Origin of the sequence: Mucilaginibacter sp. cycad4 (assembly GCF_034263275.1) — a bacterium.
GTDB lineage: Bacteria > Bacteroidota > Bacteroidia > Sphingobacteriales > Sphingobacteriaceae > Mucilaginibacter.
In genome coordinates, this window is the sequence record NZ_CP139559.1 from 3,714,290 (window position 1) to 3,736,269 (window position 21,980).

A 21,980-nucleotide genomic window follows, 5' to 3' on the forward strand; every position below is an offset into this window, starting at 1 on the left:
GACTGCCTGGTTTATATCAAACTTCCGAAGTTTAAAAACTTTGTAAGTCTTGCTGATGGATTTATCTTTTCAATTCATATTTAGCAGGCACATCAGGCGCCAGTTTAAATACAGCAGCGGCAAGCGGTGGTATGGTAATTTTGATAGACTGGCTTTTGCCATGCCAGCTTACCTGGTCGCTGTTTACTGGCTCATAATTAATAATGCCGCTTCCCCAGTATTTTTCATTATCCGAATTAAAGATCTCCTTCCACTTACCGGCAGCAGGTACGCCTATGCGGTAATCGCGACGCACAACCGGGGTCATGTTAAGGATGATCATCAGGTCGTTTTTGCTATCATGCCCCATACGGCGGTAAACCAGTATCGAATCATTGGCATTGCCGCCGTCAACCCATTCAAAGCCCTGATGCGAAAACGCTTTTTCATACAAAGCAGGCTCGGTACGGTATAAATGGTTCAACGCCTTAACCGTTTCGCTAATGCCCCGGTGATTTGGATACTGCAGCACATGCCACTGTAACGATTTGCCGAAATCCCATTCATCGCCCTGCCCAAACTCGCCGCCCATAAACAGCAGTTTCGAGCCCGGATGTGTGAACATATAGCCGTACATCAACCGCAGGTTGGCAAACTGTCTCCATTCATCGCCGGGCATCTTGCGCAACATGCTGCCTTTGCCGTAAACTACCTCATCGTGCGAGAAAGGCAGCATAAAATTTTCGGTAAAGGCATATATGGTACTAAAAGTTATCTCATTATGGTGGTATTTACGGTGGATAGGGTCTTCATGAAAGTAATCAATAGTGTCATGCATCCATCCCATCATCCATTTCATGCCAAAACCCAAACCACCCAAATAAACCGGGCGACTAACGCCTGTAAATGAGGTAGACTCTTCGGCAATAGTTTGTGCCGATGGGAAATGACTGTAAACAGCTTCGTTAAACTCTTTCAGGAATGATATAGCTTCGAGGTTTTCGTTGCCGCCGTACATATTGGCTTCCCACTCGCCGTGCTTACGCGAGTAATCGAGGTATAACATCGAGGCCACGGCATCAACACGCAAACCATCGGCATGATACCTTTCCAGCCAAAACAGCGCATTACTGATCAGGAAAGCCCTAACCTCGCTGCGGCCATAGTTAAATATATATGATTTCCAGTCGGGATGAAAACCTTTGCGGGCATCAGCATGCTCGTATAGGTGCGTACCGTCAAATTTATATAGTGCATGAATATCACCGGGAAAATGCGAAGGCACCCAATCCAATATTACACCGATACCGGCTTTGTGAAACTCTTCGATCAGGTACATCAGTTGCTGCGGCGTACCGTAGCGCGATGCCGCGGCAAAATAACCGCTTACCTGATAACCCCAGCTTGGATAGTACGGATGCTCCATAATCGGCATAAACTCTACATGCGTAAAGCCCATTTCCTTTACATAAGGCACCATTTTTTCGGCCAGTTGTGTGTAGGTCAAAAACTCATCCGGGCTTTCCGGGTTGCGCGCCCATGAACCTAAATGCACCTCATAAACTGAATAAGGCCTGTCAAGCGCATTATGTTCATGACGGTTTTGCATCCAGTCCTGATCCTTCCACTCATAAAAAGTATCGGCAACTATCGAGGCGGTACGTGGAGGCAGCTCCCAGCGCAAAGCAAAGGGGTCGCTTTTTTCCAGGTCTTCGCCGGTTGATGATTTAATATAATATTTATAAGTTTCGCCATTACCAACATTTGGAATAAACCCTTCCCAAATACCCGATGAATCCCAACGGGCGTTCAAACTATGCGAACCGCGGTTCCAGCCGTTAAAATTGCCTATTACTGCTACGTACTGCGCATTTGGCGCCCAAACAGCAAAATAAGTACCAACAACACCCTGGTATTCCACCACGTGTGAACCCAGTTTTTCGTACAGCTTATAATGCTTGCCCGATTTAAATAAACTGATATCAAAATCGGTAAAACGGCTATATGGTTCAACCGCTTTAAGCTTTACAGGTTGTACAGGAGCAGTTTCAACAGACTTTTCGGCTTTTGCTGCCGTGGCTTTAGCCGGGGCAGCTTTTTTAACGGCCGCAGGCTTTTCGGCAGCAACTGCTTTGGCTTTAGCGGGGGCAGCCTTCTTTTCGGCAGCAGGCGTTTCTGCGGCTACTGCTTTTGTTTTAGCTACTTTTTTAGGTTCCGGGACTCCTGTTTCAGGCGTTACTTTATCGGCATTGACCTTAGTGACGGCTTTTTTTTCCTTTACAGGCTTTGCATCCGGTAAGGGAGTTTCGGTTTTAATTGTTTTTTTGGCCATGATATAGATAACCTGTTAGGGTGTTATTAGATAACCCAAATCACAGGGATGAGTTTGGTTTATATGTAATCAAATATAACAGGATTAATATATTATGCAGGGTTTTGGAGATTTATTTTTGATTTGCCAAGTTACCTCTCTCCGCCACGTCATTGCGAGTATCCATCAGGAATCCCTGAAAAAAAATGAGATGACGTGCTTCGCGGTTAATGAAAGATATTTGCCATTGAAAACAGGGCAAATTACACACCCCGTATAACCCTTGGGGTCCTTAGGAACCCGCTTGCGAGTTTGGGACTGTCACTTTTTGCAAGAAACATTAAAGGGAACCACCAGCTGGCCGGCTGGTGGTTTACCACGCTTTTAAGCTTAGACTTTTTAAAGCGACAGAGTTTGCCCTGTTTTTATAACAAAAAATATGGGCAAAGCTAATCAAAACAAAAACAGGAAAAAGGCGGGAGCGCCGGTTGGTTCAAAAAAGATGTCTCAGTTCGGTGTTCTTTATCCCAGGTCAGCCGGGATCGATGTAGGCAGCATGTTGATGGTTGTGTCCTATACCGATGCCCGGGATCAGATCCAGCTGGAAGAGTTTAACAGTTTTACCTCCAGTCTATATGAATTAGCGGACCTGTTGCAAAGGGAAAAGGTAGAGATCGTAACGATGGAATCAACAGCCACTTATTGGATGCCCCTGCACAGTATCCTTGAATCCAGAGGGATGAAGGTGGTGATGATCAATCCGAGCCATTACCGAAATGTATCGGCACGAAAAACGGACATTAATGATGCCGGGTGGCTGCATCAGCTGCTTACTCATGGTCTTTTACGGGAATCTCATATAGCCCCTGCCTGTTACCAGGACCTCAGGCAGTACATTCATGAAAGGCAGATCTGCCAGGATCAGAAAAGCGATACGCTCAACAGGATCCAAAACATCCTGACTAAAATGAATATCAAGTTCCAGCACCTGATCAGCGATATTGAAGGCGTATCAGGAATAAAGCTATTGCGGCTGATTTGTTCAGGGATATCAGACCCTGAAGAACTGCTTTGCAGTATCGATCATAAACGGCTGAAAGCAGGCAGGGAGGAGTTACTGCGTTCTCTTGAGGGCGACTACCGGGACAGCCTGATCCATATCCTTAGAGGCAGCCTGAAAGCCTATGACTTTTTAAAAGATCAGATGCTTTATTATGAGGAGCATATCGAACAAACGCTTAAGCTATTGGCGCCGGAGATCAAAAGTTCAAAGAAACAGGGCATGGTCCGCAAGAATCAATACCATATCAACCTGAAGGATTATTTATTGGCCATATTAGGGGTTGACCTGACAGCGGTAGAAGGACTGGACGAGATCGGCCTGTTAACGATCCTGGCCGTAACCGGGCCGGATATGGGCAAATGGCCCACCGCCGGTCATTTCACAAGTTGGTTAAACCTGTCGCCTCGACCCAAAATAACAGGAGGCAAACTGGTGGGCTATGAAAAACGGATCACCCACAATCCGGCAACACAAGCTTTCCGGCTGGCCGCCAATTGTCTCTGGCAAAGTAAAGGTCCTCTGGGACAGCAATACCGGAAGTTGGCTGCAACCAAAGGGAAGGCCAAAGCTATAAAGGCAGTGGCAAGGAAAATAGCGGTTATCTTCTATAAGATGGTGCTCAAACAGGAAGCCTACGACAGCAGCAAAGTTCAGCAGGATGTTGAGCTACAAAAGGCAAGAAAGATCGCTCGTCTGCGAAAAGAAGCGCAAAAACTTGGCCTTACTCTTCAAAATGCAGCTTGATTATGAAATACTTACATGCACGTCATTATAAGGCACGAAGCAATCCCCTACTTTACAGAGCGAATCTGCCTTTCCTCTCCACCCGTCATTGCGGCACGAAGCAATCCCCTACTTTACAGGGCCATTATAAAGTTTAATAAATAACCATATATTGCCATTATGGTTATGCAACGCGGCGGATGTGTTTACATCGTCACAAACAAAACACATTCAGTATTATATACCGGGGTAACATCAGATATTGGTAGGATCTGGGATCACAAGAATAAAACCTATCCGCAAAGTTTTACTGCTAAATACAATTGCAATAAGTTAGTGTATTACTTTTTCTATTCGCATATAGAAGAGGCTATTGCTGCTGAAAAGGCTTTAAAAGGAGGAAACAGGCAAATGAAAGTCGACCTTGTTAATCAATTAAATCCCGAGTGGAAGGATCTATATGAGGATTTAGTAGCCGAATAGCCCACTGGGTTTCAACCGGCTCTGTAAAGTCGGGGTTTGCTTCGTGCCTTATAATGACGGGTGGAGAGTAGCCATGCAGATTCGCTCTGTAAAGTCGGGGATTGCTTCGTGCCTCGCAATGACGCGTGGTGGGAGTATGCGGACGGACTGAAGCAATCAACCGGCTCTGTACAGTTCGCGATTGCTTCGTACCTCGCAATGACGGGTGGCGAGGAAAGCGGAAGCTATTCCGTATGTCCGCTTTTATCCGTAAGTATAGTGACACCAGTATACGGACGGACGAAAACATTCATCAGCCCGTCATTGAGGAGCAAGGATTTCAATAACAAAAACGTCATTGCTGTCAGGAATGAAGCGCCGCTAATCAGCAGGTTGTACCTGTATAGTCGGGGATTGCTTCGTGCCTCGCAATGACGCTTGCAGAAAAAAGTTTTACTATTTACTTATCTCAACATGCTTAAAGTTTTTACTAAACTTAAACTCAACCGTTTTATCATCATTGATCCGGAAATCTTTTACATCCTTACCATCTACCTTAATTTTTGAAGGTTTAAATGGCAATCCTATCAGGTTAAAGTGATATCCGTCATAACGCGGGGTATACAAACCTTCCAGGCTTTGATCAATGGTTAAGTTTTTGTTGCTGCCATTTACCACAAACTTTTTCTCCAGGTAAATATCCTGCTCGTAGGCAAAGGTTTCGCCGTAGTCTTCAAACAGGAAAGAGTTTACTTCATAATCTGTATAGTAAATATTGAGCTTTACTTCTTCTATCTCCTTTTGCCCAACGTATTGCATTACAGGGTATTCAGGAATTACCGAACCTGCTTTGATAAACACCGGCATGGTTTCAAGCGGGGTATCTACTGATACTTCCTGACCACCTTCAATTACCTCAAAGGTCCAGAAATTGTACCATTTACCTTTTGGCAGGTATACGTTACGTTTAATCTGACCGGGCTCCATAACCGGGCAAACCAATATTTTATCGCCATAAGTAAACTCATCCTGGCGGAAGTGGTTTACCTGTATATCCTGCTCATGCATTACTATCGGCCTCAAAATAGGGAAACCGTAACGGTGATGCTCCCAAAAAGTTGAGTACAGGTAAGGGATCAGGCGGTAACGCAGCTCAATAAACTTACGGTTGATAGCAGTAAAGGGCTCACCAAAGCTCCATGGCTCACGCTCCTTGGTATCACCTGCGGAGTGTGCACGCATAAAGGGCGAAAAGGTACCCATCTGGATCCAGCGGGTAAACAATTCGCCATCAGGCTCGCCGCTGAAACCACCAATATCAGTACCGCAAAATGGGATCCCGGAGATTGATAAACGCTGGCACTGGATGTTCCCCAGTTTCAGGTGTTCCCATGAAGCCACGTTATCACCGGTCCACACTGATGAAAAGCGCTGCACGCCCGAGTAACCTGCCCTTGTAATGGTAAAAGGGCGCTTATTTTTCATGATCTTACGCAAACCTTCGTAGGTTGAGCGTACCATCTGCATGCCATAAATATTGTGTGCTTTACGGTGCGATCCGCGGTAACCATCGTACTGGTGGCGTACATCATCCGGGAAGGTACCTGCACCAAATACGGCGGGCTCATTCATATCGTTCCAAACACCGGCTACGCCCATTTGTACCAGCTCATCAAACAAACCGCCCCACCATTCGCGTACCTCGGGATTGGTAAAATCGGGGAACTGGCAGCGGCCCGGCCATACATGGCCTTCCATAAAGTAATCATCGCTTCGGCGGCAGAAATAGCGTTTTTCTTTACCTTCCCTAAATACCTCGTAGTTATCATCTACGCGAATCCCCGGATCAATAATTACAACCGTTTTAAAACCATCGGCTGCAAGTTCGCTGATCATTTTTTTAGGATCGGGGAAATACTTACGGTTCCAGGTAAAGCAGCGGTAACCATCCATATAATCGATATCCAGGTAGATACCGTCGCACGGGATCTGGTTTTCGCGGAAACCTTTGGCTATCTTCCTAACCTTAGCCTCGGGATAATAGCTCCAGCGGCATTGGTGGTAACCCAGCGCCCAAAGCGGCGGCATGGGGTGTGTGCCAGTTAGGGCGTGATAGCTTTTTACCACATCCATCATGTGCGGCCCGTGGATATAATAATATTGCAATTCGCCGCCATCAGCCCAAAAACTTGTTTTTGTCCTGTCTTCGGCGCCAAAATCAAATTGTGCTTTAAATGTATTATCAAAGAAAATACCGTGTGCTATGCCCTCGTTTACGCTGATGTAAAAAGGGATACTACGGTACAAAGGGTCCTGGTTCCACTGAAACGAGTAAGCATCAGTGTTCCAGTTTTTAAGCCTTTTACCGCGCAGGTTAAATTCGGTTGGTTTATCGCCTAAGCCAAAAAAGCTTTCGTCGGGTGCACAGGTTTTGGTGCAAAACACGTAGTAACCGCCCGCCTGCACGTTCTCCTCCCAGTGCATCGGCACAGCGTCGGCGCTGGTTACGTGGTTGCTGCTATCTGAAAAAGAGATAAAGAAATCCTTTTTGCGGATATGGCAGTTCACTTTATAAGTAGATACCCGAAACTCATCCTCGTTCTCATGCAGCGTAAAGCCTGCTGCCTTGGTTGGCAGCTTGGGCACACCGTATGAAAAATCTTCGAGGAAAACGCTGTGCGGGGCAAGCCTTACACGGATGATCTCATCGGTAACAACTATTACTTCAACTTTAGCATCGCCATCAGTAAAGTAGAACTTATTCCCCACCTGATCGGCATGATTTGGTACACCGAGATACTTTTTTACAACCGGCTTAATACCATCGGCAGGGTTATTAAGATGGTGAAACTCCTCTTCTTCTTCAAGCAGGTTTTCTGCTTCTATTAACTTACTGGTTATCAACTCCGGATTTGGGGTATTACTTTCCATTCAAACAAATTAGTGGCTTCCGCAAATATGTATAAAGTGTCCTTACTACGCAATATACAACAATTGAATTAACGAAAAACCATTAACCGTGCCAAATCCTTAACTTTTATTCAATTTGCAGCTTCAATTATTTGAATTTTCTTACCATCCTGAACAAAAAGAACAGCTATCGCCCCCAGGAACATAAAAACACCGGCCATTACCAAAGCATAAACAGCATGTCCGCCGTATATATATTTCACTATCGGCCCGCCGATAATGCCGTTTACAATTTGAGGAAAAGTAATAAAGAAATTAAAGATGCCCATATACACGCCTATCTTTTTGGCTGGTATTGAGCTTGATAGAATAGCATAAGGCATAGCCAAAATGCTTCCCCAGGCTAAACCGACACCAATCATTGACAATATCAGCAAACGCGGGTCGGGGATAAAGAATACGGAGATCAACCCTAATCCACCCATAGTTAATGAAAACGCATGCGCTTTTTTACGGCTCATCTTTTTAACTATACGCGGCAATAACAAAGCATACACTGCCGATACTAAATTATATACACCAAACAATACATTTACCCAGTTGGCAGCATCATTATAGGCTGCTGAGGAAGTATCCCCTGCCGGGATGTGGTAAACATGGTCAACAACTGCCGGGGTGGTAAATACCCACATAGAGAAAAGTGCAAACCAGGAAAAAAACTGTACCAACCCCAGTTGCTTCATGGTTTTGGGCATGTTGACCAGGTCGGAGAAAATCTCCAGCAAACCGCCCTTATGCCCCGACACTGTTTCGTCCTTTTCATGAAAGGTTGCATAAACTTCGGGAGGGTATTCTTTGGTGCGGACCACAGTCCATAAAATAGCGCCTATTAATACAGCCGCACCGATATAGAAAGAATAAAGTACGTTATCAGGCACAATACCCTGGTTAGCTGTTTTCGCTACACCAAACCACTCTGCAAAAACGTAAGGCAACCACGAGCCAATTACCGCGCCTACCCCAATTAAACAGGTTTGCATAGAGAACCCGGTGGTATGCTGACTATCGGGCAGGTTATCAGCCACCAAAGCCCTGAAGGGTTCCATAGCTACATTAAACGATGCATCCATGATCATGAGCATACCTGCGCCAACTACGATCGGCGGAATCAGCGCGGCCAGCATAGATGAATTCGGCATAAAAAATAACGCCACACCTGACAGGATTGCCCCTGTTAAAAAATATGGGCGGCGGCGACCGAGGCGGTTCCAGGTCCTGTCGCTGTAATGACCAATGATAGGCTGAACAACCATACCTGTAATAGGTGCAGCCAGCCAAAACCATGACAGATGCTCCACATCGGCCCCGAAAGTTTGCAGGATGCGGCTGGCATTACCTGTTTGCAGGGCAAAGCCAAACTGGATGCCCAAAAAGCCGAAGCTCATGTTAAAGATCTGCCAAAAGCTTAATCGTGGCTTTTGCGCAATGGTTGGTTTACTCATAATTGGTTTAATAATGTCAGAATCAGAATTTTCAGGATTTTAGAATTGACAGAATAAGCTTTATTTCCACCATCGTTACTTCTTACCTATCTAAGTTTGTCATGCTGAGGAACGAAGCATCTTCTTCTCCCTGTATAGCGGCTCTGCTTATCGAAGAAGATCCTTCGCTACCGCTCAGGATGACAAAAGCTTATTACTCCATCTCGTTTACTGCGCGGAAAATTATATTCTGTCAATTCTTTAATTCTGTAAATTCTGATCTAAAACTCCAATAACATCCCGCTCATAGCGGGCAGGCTTACTTCAACACCATTTTTAATCTCATCGGTATTGAATTTAGCACCGCTCAGCAGGTCGGTGAATTGTTTATGGCCGCTTTGGTTTAATTTTGTTAACAGGTCTTCCGGCAGCTTTACAGTTAGTTTTCGTTCGGCCCGGTTAAAATTGGTTATCACTAATATACGCTGATCGTTGGTATAACGAGCGTAAATATACAAGCGGGTATCAAAACCCGGCTGGTGTTCGTTAGCTATCATCAGCTCATAAAACGCACCTTTTTTTAACGCCTCACTGTTGTGTACAGCCGTTAGCAGGTTATGATAAAAGCCGCGTAATTTCTGCTGATCGGCAGATAGTCTTGCACCATCGTATTCATGATTGTTTACCCATTTTTGATGTTCGGGCACTCCCCAGTAATCAAATATGGAAGTGCGGCCATCATTTCCGCTAAAGCCTTCTGTACCTACGGCCGGCTCGCCCACTTCCTGGCCAAAGTAAACCATTACCGGGCCGGTATTTAATGTGGCTGTTACGATCATTCCTGGTACGGCCAGCCATGGATTGCCGGCAAAATCATCAGAAGCGATACGCTGCTCGTCATGGTTTTCCATAAAGCGAAGCATGTGCTCATCGATGCCTTTGCTATCGTGGTTCCAAACGGCGTTGATTTCCCAGGTTGATGAGTTGTGCTCACCGCGGGTTAGTCGTTTGATAGCATCATACAGGCCTACTTTATCGTACAGGTAATCAAACCTGCCTTTAAAAATATAATCACTGTATTTGCCTTTGTCGTACGCTTCACCAATGAATACCAAACCGGGATGCTCAGCTTTCAGTTTAGGGATCACCCAACCCCAAAATTCAATCGGCACCATCTCCACCATGTCGCAGCGGAAACCGTCGATGCCTTTTTCGCTCCAGTAATGCAGGATGTCGTAAACTTTGTTCCACAGTGGTGGGATAGGGTCGAAATGCCCCCGGCGATGATCCATATAATCAACACCATAGTTCAGCTTCATCGTCTCGAACCAATCATTTATCGATGGTGCAGCACTGAATACATCGTTACCGGTTGCTTTGGCAGGATTTTCGTCAAAATGCCCATCCTTCAGCGGGCTTTTAAATTCATCGCCACCCGGATTATATCCCGCCGGCACCACAAAAGGCTGACCGGGCATATAGTAAAAATCATTGGCAGCACTGAAAGCTTTTCCTTTATCATCATCCTCGCCAAAATCACGCACACCTGCTGGTTTCACATCCGATCCATAGGTACGTGCAACATGGTTTGGCACCAGATCCATCAATACTTTTAAGCCGTTATTATGGGTACGTTTGATGAGTGCCTCATACTCGCCAATGCGGTTTTTAACATCAACCGCCAGGTCGGGATCAATATCGTAATAATCCTTAATGGCATAAGGCGAACCTGCCCTGCCTTTTACAATATCCGGATCATCGGCTTTGATACCATATTGCGAATAATCGGTCATGGTGGCGTGCTCAATTACTCCGGTATACCAAACGTAAGTAAAACCCATTTTTTTGATTTCCTGCAGGGCTTTATCGTTGATATCGTTAAGCTTGCCAACGCCGTTTTCTTCAATGGATCCATTGGTTTTATTAAGTGTTTGGGTATTGCCAAATAAACGCGGCAGTAACTGGTATATGATGAGCTTATGATCGGCAGTTTGTTCCATTTTGTTTTTCTTTTTGTGATGTTTTACTTGTGCCAACGTAATAAACGGCAACATTATTGCAGCAATAAAACAGACAAAAGCCTTATTCCTTTTCATTACGCTTCAACCAATAATTCATCATTGGCCTTCACCAACTGCTCCTTACCATAAATTACAACAGTAGTCTCCACATCCGATGCATTTTTGATTTGCACACCTTCCTTACTCACTTTAATGTTCAGCAACGCACCACGGAAACCGATATGGAACGAAAATGACGACCATTTTTCCGGAATGAACGGCTGGAACGAAAGTTTGCCATCCCTCACACGCATCCCACCGAACCCTTCTACAACGGCCATCCAGGTTCCCGCCATCGAGGTAATATGGCAACCATCCTCGGTATCATTGTTGTAATCATCCAAATCTAAACGGGCAGTACGCAGGTAAAATTCGTAGGCACGGGCTTCATCGCCCAATTTGGCAGCCAAAATAGCGTGCACACATGGCGACAATGATGATTCATGCACCGTACGCGGCTCATAAAAATCAAAATTGCGGCGAATAGTATCTATATCATACTGATCTTCAAAAAAGTAGATTCCCTGCAATACATCGGCCTGTTTAATATAGCATGAACGCAGGATCCTGTCCCAGCTCCATTTCTGGTTGATAGGCCGCTCAGAAGCAGGCAGGTCTTTGACCAGGATCTGCTCTTTATCGAGATATCCATCCTGCTGTAAAAAGATCTGGCGCTTTTCATCATAAGGATAATACATCTTATCTACAATGTGGCTAAACCTGCTAAACTCCAATGCCTCATCCAAACTGATCCTGCTTACCAATGCAGCATATTTTGCCGGCTCCGCGGCTTTTACTTTAGCGGCAACAGCCATAGCATATTGCATACACCATGTAGCCAAAGTACTGGTGTACCAGTTATTGTTTACGTTATTCTCGTACTCGTTTGGCCCGGTTACACCCAACATTACATACTGCTCCCTATCTTCAGACCAGGTAACCCTTTGCGACCAAAAACGAGCGATAGCCAAAAGCACTTCCAAACCATAATCGCCCAGGTAAACCTCATCGCCGGTATAACGCACGTAGTTGTAAATGGCAAAAGCGATAGCCCCGTTGCGGTGGATCTCTTCAAAAGTGATCTCCCATTCGTTATGGCATTCGGTACCATCCATGGTAACCATAGGGTACAGGGCCGCGCCGTTTTTAAAGCCTAATAACTGAGCGTTTTCAATAGCTTTACCTAATTGCTTATAACGATAAAGCAACAAATTCCGGGTAACCTTTTGCGGTGCTGTCGACAAGTAAAAAGGCACACAATAAGCCTCGGTATCCCAATAGGTTGAACCGCCGTATTTTTCACCAGTAAAGCCTTTGGGGCCGATGTTCAGACGGTCATCTTCGCCGGTATAAGTTTGGTTAAGCTGGTAAATATTGAAGCGGATAGCTTGCTGAGCCGACACATCTCCCTCGATAATGATATCGTTATGCTTCCATTTTTCGGCCCAGGCAGCAGCTTGTTCGGTAAGCATGGTATCAAAACCTTTGGCGCTGATACGATCTAACGTGGTGTTCAACTGATCAACCAGTTCTTCGGGCTTATAATTTTGAGATGACAAGTTAGCAGCATATTTGATGATGGTAATGCTTTCGCCCTGCTTTGCCTGCAGATCAATTTTAGCAGCTACATATTTTTCTTTTTCGATAGCTTCGGTAGTCAGTTCAATAATTTCACCATTTTGAAGAATACTGAACTGCATACCTGTAGCAACTTCAAAGCCCGTTTTTTTGGTGCGCATTACGATGTAACCGCCATCGGTTTGTGTTGCCTTGCTTACCTCGTCCCAAAATTTTTCGTCGTAGTTGGAATCTTTGTTCACCACATCGCCATCAATTGACGGCGTTAAAGTAATGGCCCCACTAAAATTTAGCGGCGTAAGGGTGTATTTAATAGCACCCGTTTCATCATCAGCCATACTGCAAAAGCGGATTGCCTCCACCTTAACCTCTTTACCCGAAGCGGTTTTAGCGTGAAAATCCCGCTTAAGGTAACCTTCCCTCATGTTCAGCTCCCTGCGAAAGTTCAGCACTTCGCATTTGGCAAGGTCAAGCTGTTCGCCATCTAACACTACGTCAATACCTACCCAGTTGGCGGCGTTAAGTACTTTGGCAAAATATTCGGGGTAACCGTTTTTCCACCAGCCTACACGGGTTTTATCGGGATAATAAACCCCGGCCACGTAGTTACCTAACAGGGTATCGCCGCTGTAAGCTTCCTCAAAATTGGCACGCTGGCCCATGCGGCCGTTACCTAAGCTGAAGATACTTTCAGAAATTTTATTGTAATGAGGATCGAAGCCTTCTTCAATTATCTTCCACTCATCAGCTTTTATATAGTTTTTCATTTAATTATCTTTTAATCAATCAACCAGCCCCCTCTAAATCTCCCCCGGAAGGGGAGACTTTACCACTATGTTTTCAAAGCCCTCCCTTCCGGGGAGGGTTGGGTGGGGCCGTTCGGCTTACAACTTATACAATTTATCCAGGGTCATTTCATTCAACCCTTTAATCACCAGGTTGGCCCCCGTAAGTACATCCGGCGAGCCGATGCCTACCACTTTCATGTTACCGGCAATGGCTGCTTCAACACCTGCAATGGCGTCTTCAAATACCACGCACTCTTCGGGCAAAACGCCCAGGGCCAGCGCACCTGCTAAAAACACCTCAGGATCGGGTTTGGCTTTGCTTACTTTGTTGCCATCAATTACCGCGTCAAACATATCGGTGATGCCAATTTTTTCCAATATGGTCATGGAGTTTTTACTGGCCGAGCCCAGCGCAGTTTTAAGGCCTACTGCGCGGCAGGTTGTTAAAAACTCTTTAGCTCCGGGCAGGATCTCTTCAGGTTTCATCTGGTTTACCATTTCCATATACCAGGTGTTTTTTTGAGTAGCCAACTGCTCCTGCTCAGCTTCGGTTTTGGTAACGCCACCCCACCCTAATATTAACTGCAACGAACGCACACGGCTTACACCTTTCAGTTGTTCGTTCTGATGCTCGGTAAAATCAAAACCAAGCGAGTTGGCCAGCCTTTTCCAGGCTTTATAATGATAAACGGCGGTATCAACAATTACACCGTCGAGGTCAAAGATACAGGCTTTTATAGTATTCATTTTTTTGGGTAAAACACAGGGAATTAGTCCCCTAAGATATTATTTTAATGAGTAACACCGGGGATTAATTCCAACACTAAAGTTGTCTTGCCCGGTATAGTGACTTTATCCATGCCTATCACCTCATCTGTTAGCACATTCTTTGCTTTTTTAGCATCGCCAATGCGTTCAAAATACCGTGCAGTGGCCGTTTCCTGCTCCTTATCGCTGCTGTTGAACATGATCATCACCGTTTTTTGAGCATCGTACCTGAAATAAACATAAATACCTTTTTCAGGTACAAACTGCATCATTTTACCGGTTTGCAGGGCTGTAGTGTTTTTGCGGTAATTGGCAAGCTTGCTCACATAGTTAAAAGCATCATTCTCTTTTTTATCGCGGCCTTCGGCGGTAAACTTGTTTTCTTTATCACCAGCCCAGCCTCCGGGAAAGTCCTCACGCACCAAACCATCGGGGTTTGAATAGTTTTTCATCAGGATTTCATCGCCATAATACATCTGTGGCACACCCCTCATGGTAAGCAACATGGCCATAGCCGATTTATATTTTGTTACATCTTCGCCCACCATTGATAACAAACGGCTCATATCATGGTTATCCATAAATATGGTGTTGCGGGTAGCATCCTGGTATAAAAAATCCTGTGCTACTACCGAATACAAGCGACCAACGCCTTCTGTCCAGCCATCGTTACCATTAATAGCTTCATAAATGGCATCTTTTAAAACGGCGTCGGTTACGCCGGGCAATTGGGTATCAAAGTCCCGGTTAACGGTATTTCCCTGCGTAAAAAATGCCTGGTTGGCTGCCGACCATACCAGCGTTTCGCCAAATATGGATAGTTTAGGAAACTCGGCCTTAATATCTTTTGCCCATTTAGCCATATACACCGGCTCATTATACGGGTAGGTATCAAGTCTGAAACCATCAATACCGGCATACTCCACCCACCAGATATGGTTTTGGGTAAGATAGTTTTGTACGTAAACATTATTTTGGTTCAGATCGGCCATGCGATGATCAAACCAGCCGTCCTGCATCAGCTTGCGGTCCATTGGCGAAGCATGAGGGTCCATCACCGCCGCATCCCTGAAGTTTGACTTGGTATAGGTTGGCCATTGGTGTACCCAGCTTTTCATCGGCATATCCTGTATCAGGTAGCCTTCGGTACCGGCATGGTTGTGAACAAGGTCTTTAATAACCTTGAGGCCCATGCCGTGGCATTTTTCAACAAACTTTTTGTAGAGATTATTGGTACCGTAGCGGGGATCGATCTTATAATAATCAGTTACGGCATAACCGTGGTATGATGCGTGAGGTTCATCGTTTTCAATTTCGGGTGTAAGCCAAATAGCGGTCACCCCTAAATTTTTCAGGTAATCCAAATGGTTCATGATCCCCTGAAGGTCTCCCCCATGACGGCTGAACATCGAATCGCGGTGAATGCCGCGCTCGCGCAGGTTATCAAATGAATCGTTAGCGGCATCGCCGTTGCTAAACCTGTCAGGCATAATCAAATAGATCAGGTCTTTGCTGGTAACACCCTGAGCCCTGCTTGCAGACCTGTCACGTTTGTTAAGTGTATAGCTATAAGTAAGATCTTTTTCGCCGGCTTTTTTAAATTTTATCGGGAACGTTCCCGGAATAGCCGATGAAAAAATTTTCAGGTCGATGAATAAATAATTCGGATTTTCAACTTTATGCACTGCTTTCAGCTTTACACCAGGGTAAGCAAGCACTACATTACGGGTGGCAATATTGTTGCCATGCACAACTAATTGCAGATTGGGATTGCTCATGTCAACCCACCAGGACATGGGCTCAACACGCTCAAGTGCAGGCGTTTGTGCCTTTACACCTAAAGCAGCAAGCAAGCAGCATAAGGCGAATAGTAAGGTTTTTCTCATATAAAAAATGATAAAAGGATAATTGGTTTGGTTGCAGACAAGCCCGTAACCACGTTCCAAATTTATAATAAAATTGATTGCTTGTATGAAAAAAAATAATTCACACTAATTATTTCGAATTAAGGCGAATTACACGAATTAATTATATGCTATGATTTGTGTAATTCGTTTAATTGCTCGCAAGGCGCTAAGCGTTCGTGTTAAAATTTCTAAACCCGAATTAAGTCAATCAGCTTGTACAGCGTAATTCGTACAATTCGAATAAATTGTGGGCGGTATGCTAATCATTCGCGTACTAAATAATTTTCTATCTTTATTTGGATTGATTACAAATAATACCAATATTTGCATCCGTTATATGATTGCGACCACCGAACTAACTTTATGGACCGACGTTTTCAGCACCAAAACAGGTGCCGTTTACCAGTGCGACGCAGAGCGTTGCTGGTATGTCGATTTCGCCGGTAAAGTTGCCCGGTTTGATCATCGCAATTTCCTGAAATTACGCAAAACGGTTTATGCCATCGATATTGAGCAAAAACTGTTGAACACCACTACCGATCCTGATGTGGAGATCATTTTCATCTGCGCCTGTGATCATTGTTATGTACTTTCACTGGCTCAGATCATCGGCCTGAAAGAGCTTTTAGAGGGCACTTTTGTAATGCTGGAACTCAACCACATTATCCATGACCGCCTGTACAGTAACTCACTGTAATTTAGACTAATTATCAACACAATTTAGATTAATTTCATATTATCTTTAAATTAAACTAATATGCTTTTACAGCATTATTATTGCATATAATTTCCTGCGATAAGACATATAACATTTAATTTATTAAGATCATGAAAGACCTACTCCGCATAAAAAGTCTGATATCATCAGATATCGAAGCACTTTTAAATCAGCAAGTTAAAAAAGAAGCATTTTCTTCATCAGCATATTTGGCCATGGCATCATGGTGCAACCGCAACGGTTATGATTTTTCGTCAGAATATTTTTTCAAACAAGCCGAAGAAGAGCGCCATCACCAGTTAAAATTTTATAAATATATCCTTGATATGGGCGGCAATGCCGTATCACCTGAGATAACCGGCATTAAACAGGAATATAATTCGTTCCGCGAAGTGTTTGAAGAAGCCCTTGACCAGGAGATCAGCGTAACCAACTCTATCAAAAACATTTATGCACGCTGCATGAAAGAACAGGACTTTGTAACTATGGAGTTCCTGAACTGGTTCCTGAAAGAACAACGCGAAGAAGAATACAAAGCCCGTCGTGCCCTCGAGCTGTTTGAAGTTATCGGCGAAGAAGGTACCGGCAGATGGCAGATTGACAAACATGTTGGTCAGATAAAATATGATAGTGAGGCGTAAGCCCCTCTTTTTTTAATAAAAAAAGAAATAAAAGCTCCATTCTGCTACAAACAGGAGGAGCTTTTTTATTTAATCTCAAGTATCTATATTTATCTATGATGTCGGCCAAAGAAAAGCGGCTTTTAATGGATAAAGCAATTAAAGAATTTACAATTCCTTTTTTGCGTAAAGAAGGTTTCAAAGGATCATTTCCTCATTTTAGGAGAATAACCGGTGACAGGATTAACCTGTTGACATTTCAATTTAGCATGAGCGCTTCAAGGTTTGTTGTCGAAATTGCCAACTGTTCCTTAAATGGCGTAACAATGATATGGGGCTTACATATCCCTCCGGCCAAATGCACAGCTCATGATATGTCTAATAGATTTCGAATTGGTAGTATTAAACATCAAAAGGATTATTGGTTTCTATTTGACGAAACTTTATCTCCCGATATTTTTAAAGCAAAGGCCAAAGAAGTCGTCAGTTTATGGGATGAAGCTGAAAAATGGTGGCAGGACGATCCTTACCAACAGCGGATAAGCACTTAACAAGTGTAAAGTCCACAATACAACAAGTAGAGTTAAAGGAAGGCTTACTTTACCAAATCCATCAACTTCAAAACATCTTTTGCATGATATTCCTTTAGCCAGGTATTGCCTGGTTGAATACTGCATACCGGCGCATATTTGCACCTGTCGGTACATTCGGTTTCAATAACCTCTAATTCTTCAGGGCCGTGGTGGTGTTTAATATAAGCTTTGGCTATCTTATACATATCCTTGCCGCCGCGCTTTCCGCATTTGCTGCCTACGCATACGTACAGTACTTTATCGGGTATGGTAAATTTGCTCATAATGGCAATTATTAAGACTGTGTTAATAAATAGCAAAGTTAATGCTTTAATCCTCCAATTTTATCTGAACCGGGATTTATTACAACGCCAGCTATCCGGTTCAATCGAAAAACGATGCGGTGCCGATGTGAAAAATATTTTTTTATTGTGGGATATTTAAAAGATAAATTCGACATTCAGTGCGGGTTAGGCCAACCTGTTATAAGCCCTATAAGCAAAAGCTAAGTATATGAAAGCAATTGAAATTATCTCGATCCCTGTAACCGACCAGCAGGCAGCCAAAGCGTTTTACCTAAAAATTGGCTTTGAAATATTGGTTGAAGCAAATTTTGAAAAACAAACCTGGATCCAAATGGCATTTCCCGGCTCGCCGGTTTCCATCACCCTGGTAAACTGGTTCCCGGAAATGCCGGCGGGTAGTGTACGCGGTCTCGTAGTTAAAACCGACGACCTGGATAAAGATATAGAAGACCTTAAAGCCAAAGGCCTTGAAGTGGGCAATGTTGACACAACTCCCTGGGGCCGCTTTGCCACCGTTAAAGATCCCGACGGAAACGCGCTGAGCCTGCATGCGAAATAGAACCGTGATTTGGGGAGGGGGATTTTTCGGATTCCCGGGATTTTTGCCGGTCAAATCCTTTAATGCTTTTCATTTAATCCCGGTTCAGATACCATATTTGCACATCCAAAATCTGCACATTAATATATCATGTTTAAAAAGTACTCCGCACTTCTCGTTCTTGTATTACTTATAATTGCCGGCTGTAACCCCAACAATACCAAGCAAACCAATGCGGGTGTTTACAAAGTTGTGAAGATTAAAGATGGTGATACTTTAGGTTTGCTTACCGGCGATAATCAGCAGATTACCGTGAGGCTTGCCGAAATTGACTGCCCTGAAAAATCGCAGGCGTTTGGACAGGCAGCTAAAAAATTCACTTCCGATCTGTGCTTTGGTAAAGAGGTAAAATTAATTGGTAATGAGCATGACCGTTACGGCCGTACGGTTGCACAGGTGGTGCTTACCGATGGCACTAATGTAAATTATGCGCTGGTAAAAAACGGTTACGCCTGGCAATATAAAGCCTACTCCAAAAGCACCGAACTGGCGGTGCTTGAACAACAGGCGCGTGAAAACAAACTTGGTTTATGGCAGGATGCCAACCCTACCCCACCCTGGGATTTTCGCAGGGAAAAGAAACAACCCAAAGCAGACTCGCTTCAAACTAAACCTAAAAAACATTATCACAAGCGCAAGCCAAGACTTGAATATGCAGCCTAAATGGTTAACTTTAGGGGCATCATCACCCAAGCAATGAAGTTTACTAAAGCATTCATATCCATCTTTTTCACATTACTGCTCATCTGGGCATTGCAAACTAAAATAAACGTCGTTCCACCATTAGGCAAATTCCTGAGCCCGGCCGATGGTTTTTGGCAAAATGCCGAAAGCAAACACATTTTACCCACTCTTAACCTTAAGCTTAAAGGCTTGCAGGGCAAGGTTATCATTAAATTTGATGAAAACCATATCCCTCACATTTTTGCCGAGAATGAGCATGACCTGTACTTTGCCCAGGGATACATGACCGCTACCGACCGGCTTTGGCAAATGGATATCCAAACCCGGCAGGCAGCAGGCAGGCTGGCCGAGGTTATTGGCCCTAAAGTACTGGATATTGACCGCTACCACCGCCGCATGGGCATGGTTTATGGAGCCGAAAAAACAATAAAGGCAATGATGGCCGATCCGGTAGTGCGCAATATGATCCTGGCATATACTGATGGCATCAACAGTTACGTTCACCAGTTGAGCCCGAGGGACTACCCTATAGAGTTTAAACTCCTGAACTATGCCCCTGAAGACTGGAAGCCTATCAACTGCGCCTTTTTGCTTAAGCTGATGTCTGAAACATTGGCCGGCGGCTCAAACGAATTTGCAATGACCAATATCCTGCGCACATTTGGCCCGGCCACTACAAATGATCTTTTTCCTGATTATCCTATGCACGAAGATCCCATCATCCCCGCAGGGACAAAATGGGATTATTTTAAACCATTGCCCATCCCTAAACCATCCGCTAATTTTTTAGCCGGAATGACAGATAGTGCTAATATTAAACCCCGTGTTGAAGGTATCGGCAGCAATAACTGGGCGGTAGCGGGCAGTAAAACAGCAAGTGGGTATCCTATTTTAGCCAACGATCCGCACCTTAACCTTACACTACCTTCTATTTGGTACCAGGTACAGCTTTCGGCGCCGGGTATAAATGTTTATGGTGTATCATTACCGGGCGCGCCCTGTGTTATTTTAGGTTTTAACAATAACATTAGCTGGGGTATTACCAATGTTGATGCAGATGTGCTGGACTGGTACCAGGAAAAATTCAGGGATACCAAAATGGATGAGTACTGGTACAATAACAAATGGAATAAAACCACCCGCCGTGTTGAAAAAATTGAAATACTTGGTCAAAAACCGGTTTATGATACGGTAGTTTATACGCACCATGGCCCGGTTGTTTATCAAAACAATGCTCAAAAAGCCGATGGCCCTGATTTTGTTCCGGTTGGACATTCTTTAAGGTGGATAGCACACGAATCATCCAACGAACTGATGGCTATGTACCTGCTTAATACAGGCAAAAACTATGACGATTACCGCAAGGCGCTTACCTTTTTCAGCGCCCCTGCTTCAAATTTTGTTTTTGCCAGTAAAGACGATATCGCCATAACGCCAAACGGTAAATACCCGCTTAAATACAAAGGCCAGGGGAAATTTATTTTAGATGGAACCGACCCTGCCGACGACTGGCATGGCTGGGTACCATTCGGGCAGGATCCCACCATTAAAAATCCTGCTCGTGGGTTTGTAAGCTCGGCTAATCAATCATCAACAGACCCGTCTTATCCCTATTATATCAACTGGTCATTTGCGCCATATGAACGCGGTAAACGTATTAACGACAGACTTTCCGCTATGACCAAGGCCACCGTTGATAGTATGCGTATCCTCCAAACTGATGTATACAGTATCCGGGCACAGGACATTTTACCAACCCTGCTTAAATATATCGACCCAACCAAACTTAATGCTGCACAACTTAGCGCTTATGATCAAATCAATATGTGGGATAAAAATTTCGCGCCCAATTCAATAGGCGCTACTGTATTTGCCAATTGGTGGACGCAATTGTACAATGCTGTGTGGGGGGATGATTTTGCAGATAAGACCCTGCAGAAGAACTTTCCTTCAGTAGATCGTACAGAAAAACTGCTGCTTAAAGAGCCCGCGTCCAAATGGTTTGATGACGTCCGCACACCGGCAAAGGAAACTGCTGCAGATATCGTTAATAAAGCTTTTGCAGCTGCGGTAAAGGAGATTACCGACAGATGTGGTAAACCCGGATCAAACTGGCAATGGGGTAAATTTAAAAAAATGGAGATAGCCAGCCTATCGCGCCAGCCGGCTTTTGGTTCGGGCAATTTTGAATCGGGTGGCACGGCATCAACAGTTAATGCCCTTCACGACGGGCATGGCCCGTCATGGCGTATGGTGGTGCAAATGGGGCCAAAAGTAAAAGGTTACGGTATTTTCCCCGGTGGCGAATCAGGCAATCCCGGCAGTTTCTTCTATAATGATATGTTCAAAACCTGGAATGAGGGACAGTTAAAAGAACTGCTTTTCATGCAATCGGCAAATGAACAGTCAACCCGCATTAAATCAACTTATACATTAACCGGTAAATAATAGCA

At 44.4% G+C, this 21,980-nt stretch carries 17 protein-coding genes; 9 read left to right on the forward strand and 8 right to left on the reverse strand.

Annotated features, from left to right (window positions below; all coding sequences use genetic code 11):
• Window positions 1–61: 61 nt before the first annotated feature.
• Window positions 62–2,311: a 1,4-alpha-glucan branching protein GlgB gene (gene glgB, locus SNE26_RS15030; protein WP_321554754.1), complete on the reverse strand. Its 2,250-nt coding sequence runs from the start codon at window positions 2,309–2,311 to the stop codon at window positions 62–64.
• Window positions 2,312–2,729: 418 nt separating this feature from the next.
• Here glgB and SNE26_RS15035 point away from each other — a divergent pair, with 418 nt between their 5' ends.
• The 3 genes from SNE26_RS15035 to SNE26_RS15045 all read left to right on the forward strand — a co-directional run bounded on the left by SNE26_RS15035 (window position 2,730) and on the right by SNE26_RS15045 (window position 4,973).
• On the forward strand, window positions 2,730–4,097 hold the full coding sequence (locus SNE26_RS15035) for an IS110 family transposase (RefSeq protein ID WP_321554711.1): 1,368 nt from the start codon (window positions 2,730–2,732) through the stop codon (window positions 4,095–4,097).
• 159 nt (window positions 4,098–4,256) lie between these two features.
• Window positions 4,257–4,559, forward strand: a complete 303-nt coding sequence (locus SNE26_RS15040; RefSeq protein ID WP_321554755.1) for a GIY-YIG nuclease family protein — start codon at window positions 4,257–4,259, stop codon at window positions 4,557–4,559.
• 108 nt (window positions 4,560–4,667) lie between these two features.
• Window positions 4,668–4,973 carry a hypothetical protein gene (locus SNE26_RS15045; protein WP_321554756.1) on the forward strand — a complete coding sequence of 102 codons (306 nt, stop codon included), beginning with the start codon at window positions 4,668–4,670 and terminating at the stop codon, window positions 4,971–4,973.
• A gap of 21 nt (window positions 4,974–4,994) precedes the next feature.
• Here the strand turns inward: SNE26_RS15045 and SNE26_RS15050 are convergent, their stop codons facing one another.
• From SNE26_RS15050 to SNE26_RS15075, 6 genes are all read right to left on the reverse strand, one after another.
• Complete coding sequence (locus tag SNE26_RS15050; protein WP_321554757.1) at window positions 4,995–7,469, reverse strand: glycoside hydrolase family 31 protein; 2,475 nt, start codon at window positions 7,467–7,469, stop codon at window positions 4,995–4,997.
• Between the two features lie 110 nt (window positions 7,470–7,579).
• A complete protein-coding gene (locus SNE26_RS15055; RefSeq protein ID WP_321554758.1) occupies window positions 7,580–8,950 on the reverse strand; it encodes an MFS transporter in 1,371 nt (456 codons plus the stop codon).
• A 260-nt stretch (window positions 8,951–9,210) separates the two neighbouring features.
• Window positions 9,211–10,929, reverse strand: a complete 1,719-nt coding sequence (locus tag SNE26_RS15060; RefSeq protein ID WP_321554759.1) for an alpha-amylase family glycosyl hydrolase — start codon at window positions 10,927–10,929, stop codon at window positions 9,211–9,213.
• Window positions 10,930–11,024: 95 nt separating this feature from the next.
• Entirely contained in the window at window positions 11,025–13,334 is a 2,310-nt protein-coding gene (locus tag SNE26_RS15065) for a glycoside hydrolase family 65 protein (RefSeq protein WP_321554760.1), read from the reverse strand.
• Between the two features lie 117 nt (window positions 13,335–13,451).
• Entirely contained in the window at window positions 13,452–14,102 is a 651-nt protein-coding gene (gene pgmB / locus SNE26_RS15070; protein WP_321554761.1) for a beta-phosphoglucomutase, read from the reverse strand.
• 44 nt (window positions 14,103–14,146) lie between these two features.
• A complete protein-coding gene (locus SNE26_RS15075; protein ID WP_321554762.1) occupies window positions 14,147–16,009 on the reverse strand; it encodes a glycoside hydrolase family 13 protein in 1,863 nt (620 codons plus the stop codon).
• Window positions 16,010–16,367: 358 nt separating this feature from the next.
• On the opposite strand from SNE26_RS15075, the gene SNE26_RS15080 reads away from it, so the two are divergent.
• From SNE26_RS15080 to SNE26_RS15090, 3 genes are all read left to right on the forward strand, one after another.
• Window positions 16,368–16,727, forward strand: a complete 360-nt coding sequence (locus tag SNE26_RS15080) for a hypothetical protein (RefSeq protein WP_321554763.1) — start codon at window positions 16,368–16,370, stop codon at window positions 16,725–16,727.
• A gap of 131 nt (window positions 16,728–16,858) precedes the next feature.
• Complete coding sequence (locus tag SNE26_RS15085; protein ID WP_321554764.1) at window positions 16,859–17,389, forward strand: ferritin; 531 nt, start codon at window positions 16,859–16,861, stop codon at window positions 17,387–17,389.
• A gap of 95 nt (window positions 17,390–17,484) precedes the next feature.
• A complete protein-coding gene (locus tag SNE26_RS15090) occupies window positions 17,485–17,919 on the forward strand; it encodes a DUF4304 domain-containing protein (RefSeq protein ID WP_321554765.1) in 435 nt (144 codons plus the stop codon).
• Window positions 17,920–17,963: 44 nt separating this feature from the next.
• On the opposite strand, the gene SNE26_RS15095 is transcribed toward SNE26_RS15090, so the two are convergent.
• Window positions 17,964–18,224, reverse strand: a complete 261-nt coding sequence (locus SNE26_RS15095; protein WP_321554766.1) for a (2Fe-2S) ferredoxin domain-containing protein — start codon at window positions 18,222–18,224, stop codon at window positions 17,964–17,966.
• A gap of 229 nt (window positions 18,225–18,453) precedes the next feature.
• Between SNE26_RS15095 and SNE26_RS15100 the strand changes: the two genes are divergently transcribed.
• The 3 genes from SNE26_RS15100 (at window position 18,454) to SNE26_RS15110 (ending at window position 21,975) form a co-directional block, all read left to right on the forward strand.
• Window positions 18,454–18,804: a VOC family protein gene (locus tag SNE26_RS15100; RefSeq protein ID WP_321554767.1), complete on the forward strand. Its 351-nt coding sequence runs from the start codon at window positions 18,454–18,456 to the stop codon at window positions 18,802–18,804.
• Window positions 18,805–18,933: 129 nt separating this feature from the next.
• Window positions 18,934–19,506: a thermonuclease family protein gene (locus SNE26_RS15105; protein WP_321554768.1), complete on the forward strand. Its 573-nt coding sequence runs from the start codon at window positions 18,934–18,936 to the stop codon at window positions 19,504–19,506.
• A gap of 33 nt (window positions 19,507–19,539) precedes the next feature.
• The gene (locus tag SNE26_RS15110) at window positions 19,540–21,975 is read left to right on the forward strand and encodes a penicillin acylase family protein (RefSeq protein ID WP_321554769.1); all 2,436 of its coding nucleotides are present in this window, start codon (window positions 19,540–19,542) and stop codon (window positions 21,973–21,975) included.
• Window positions 21,976–21,980: the final 5 nt, after the last annotated feature.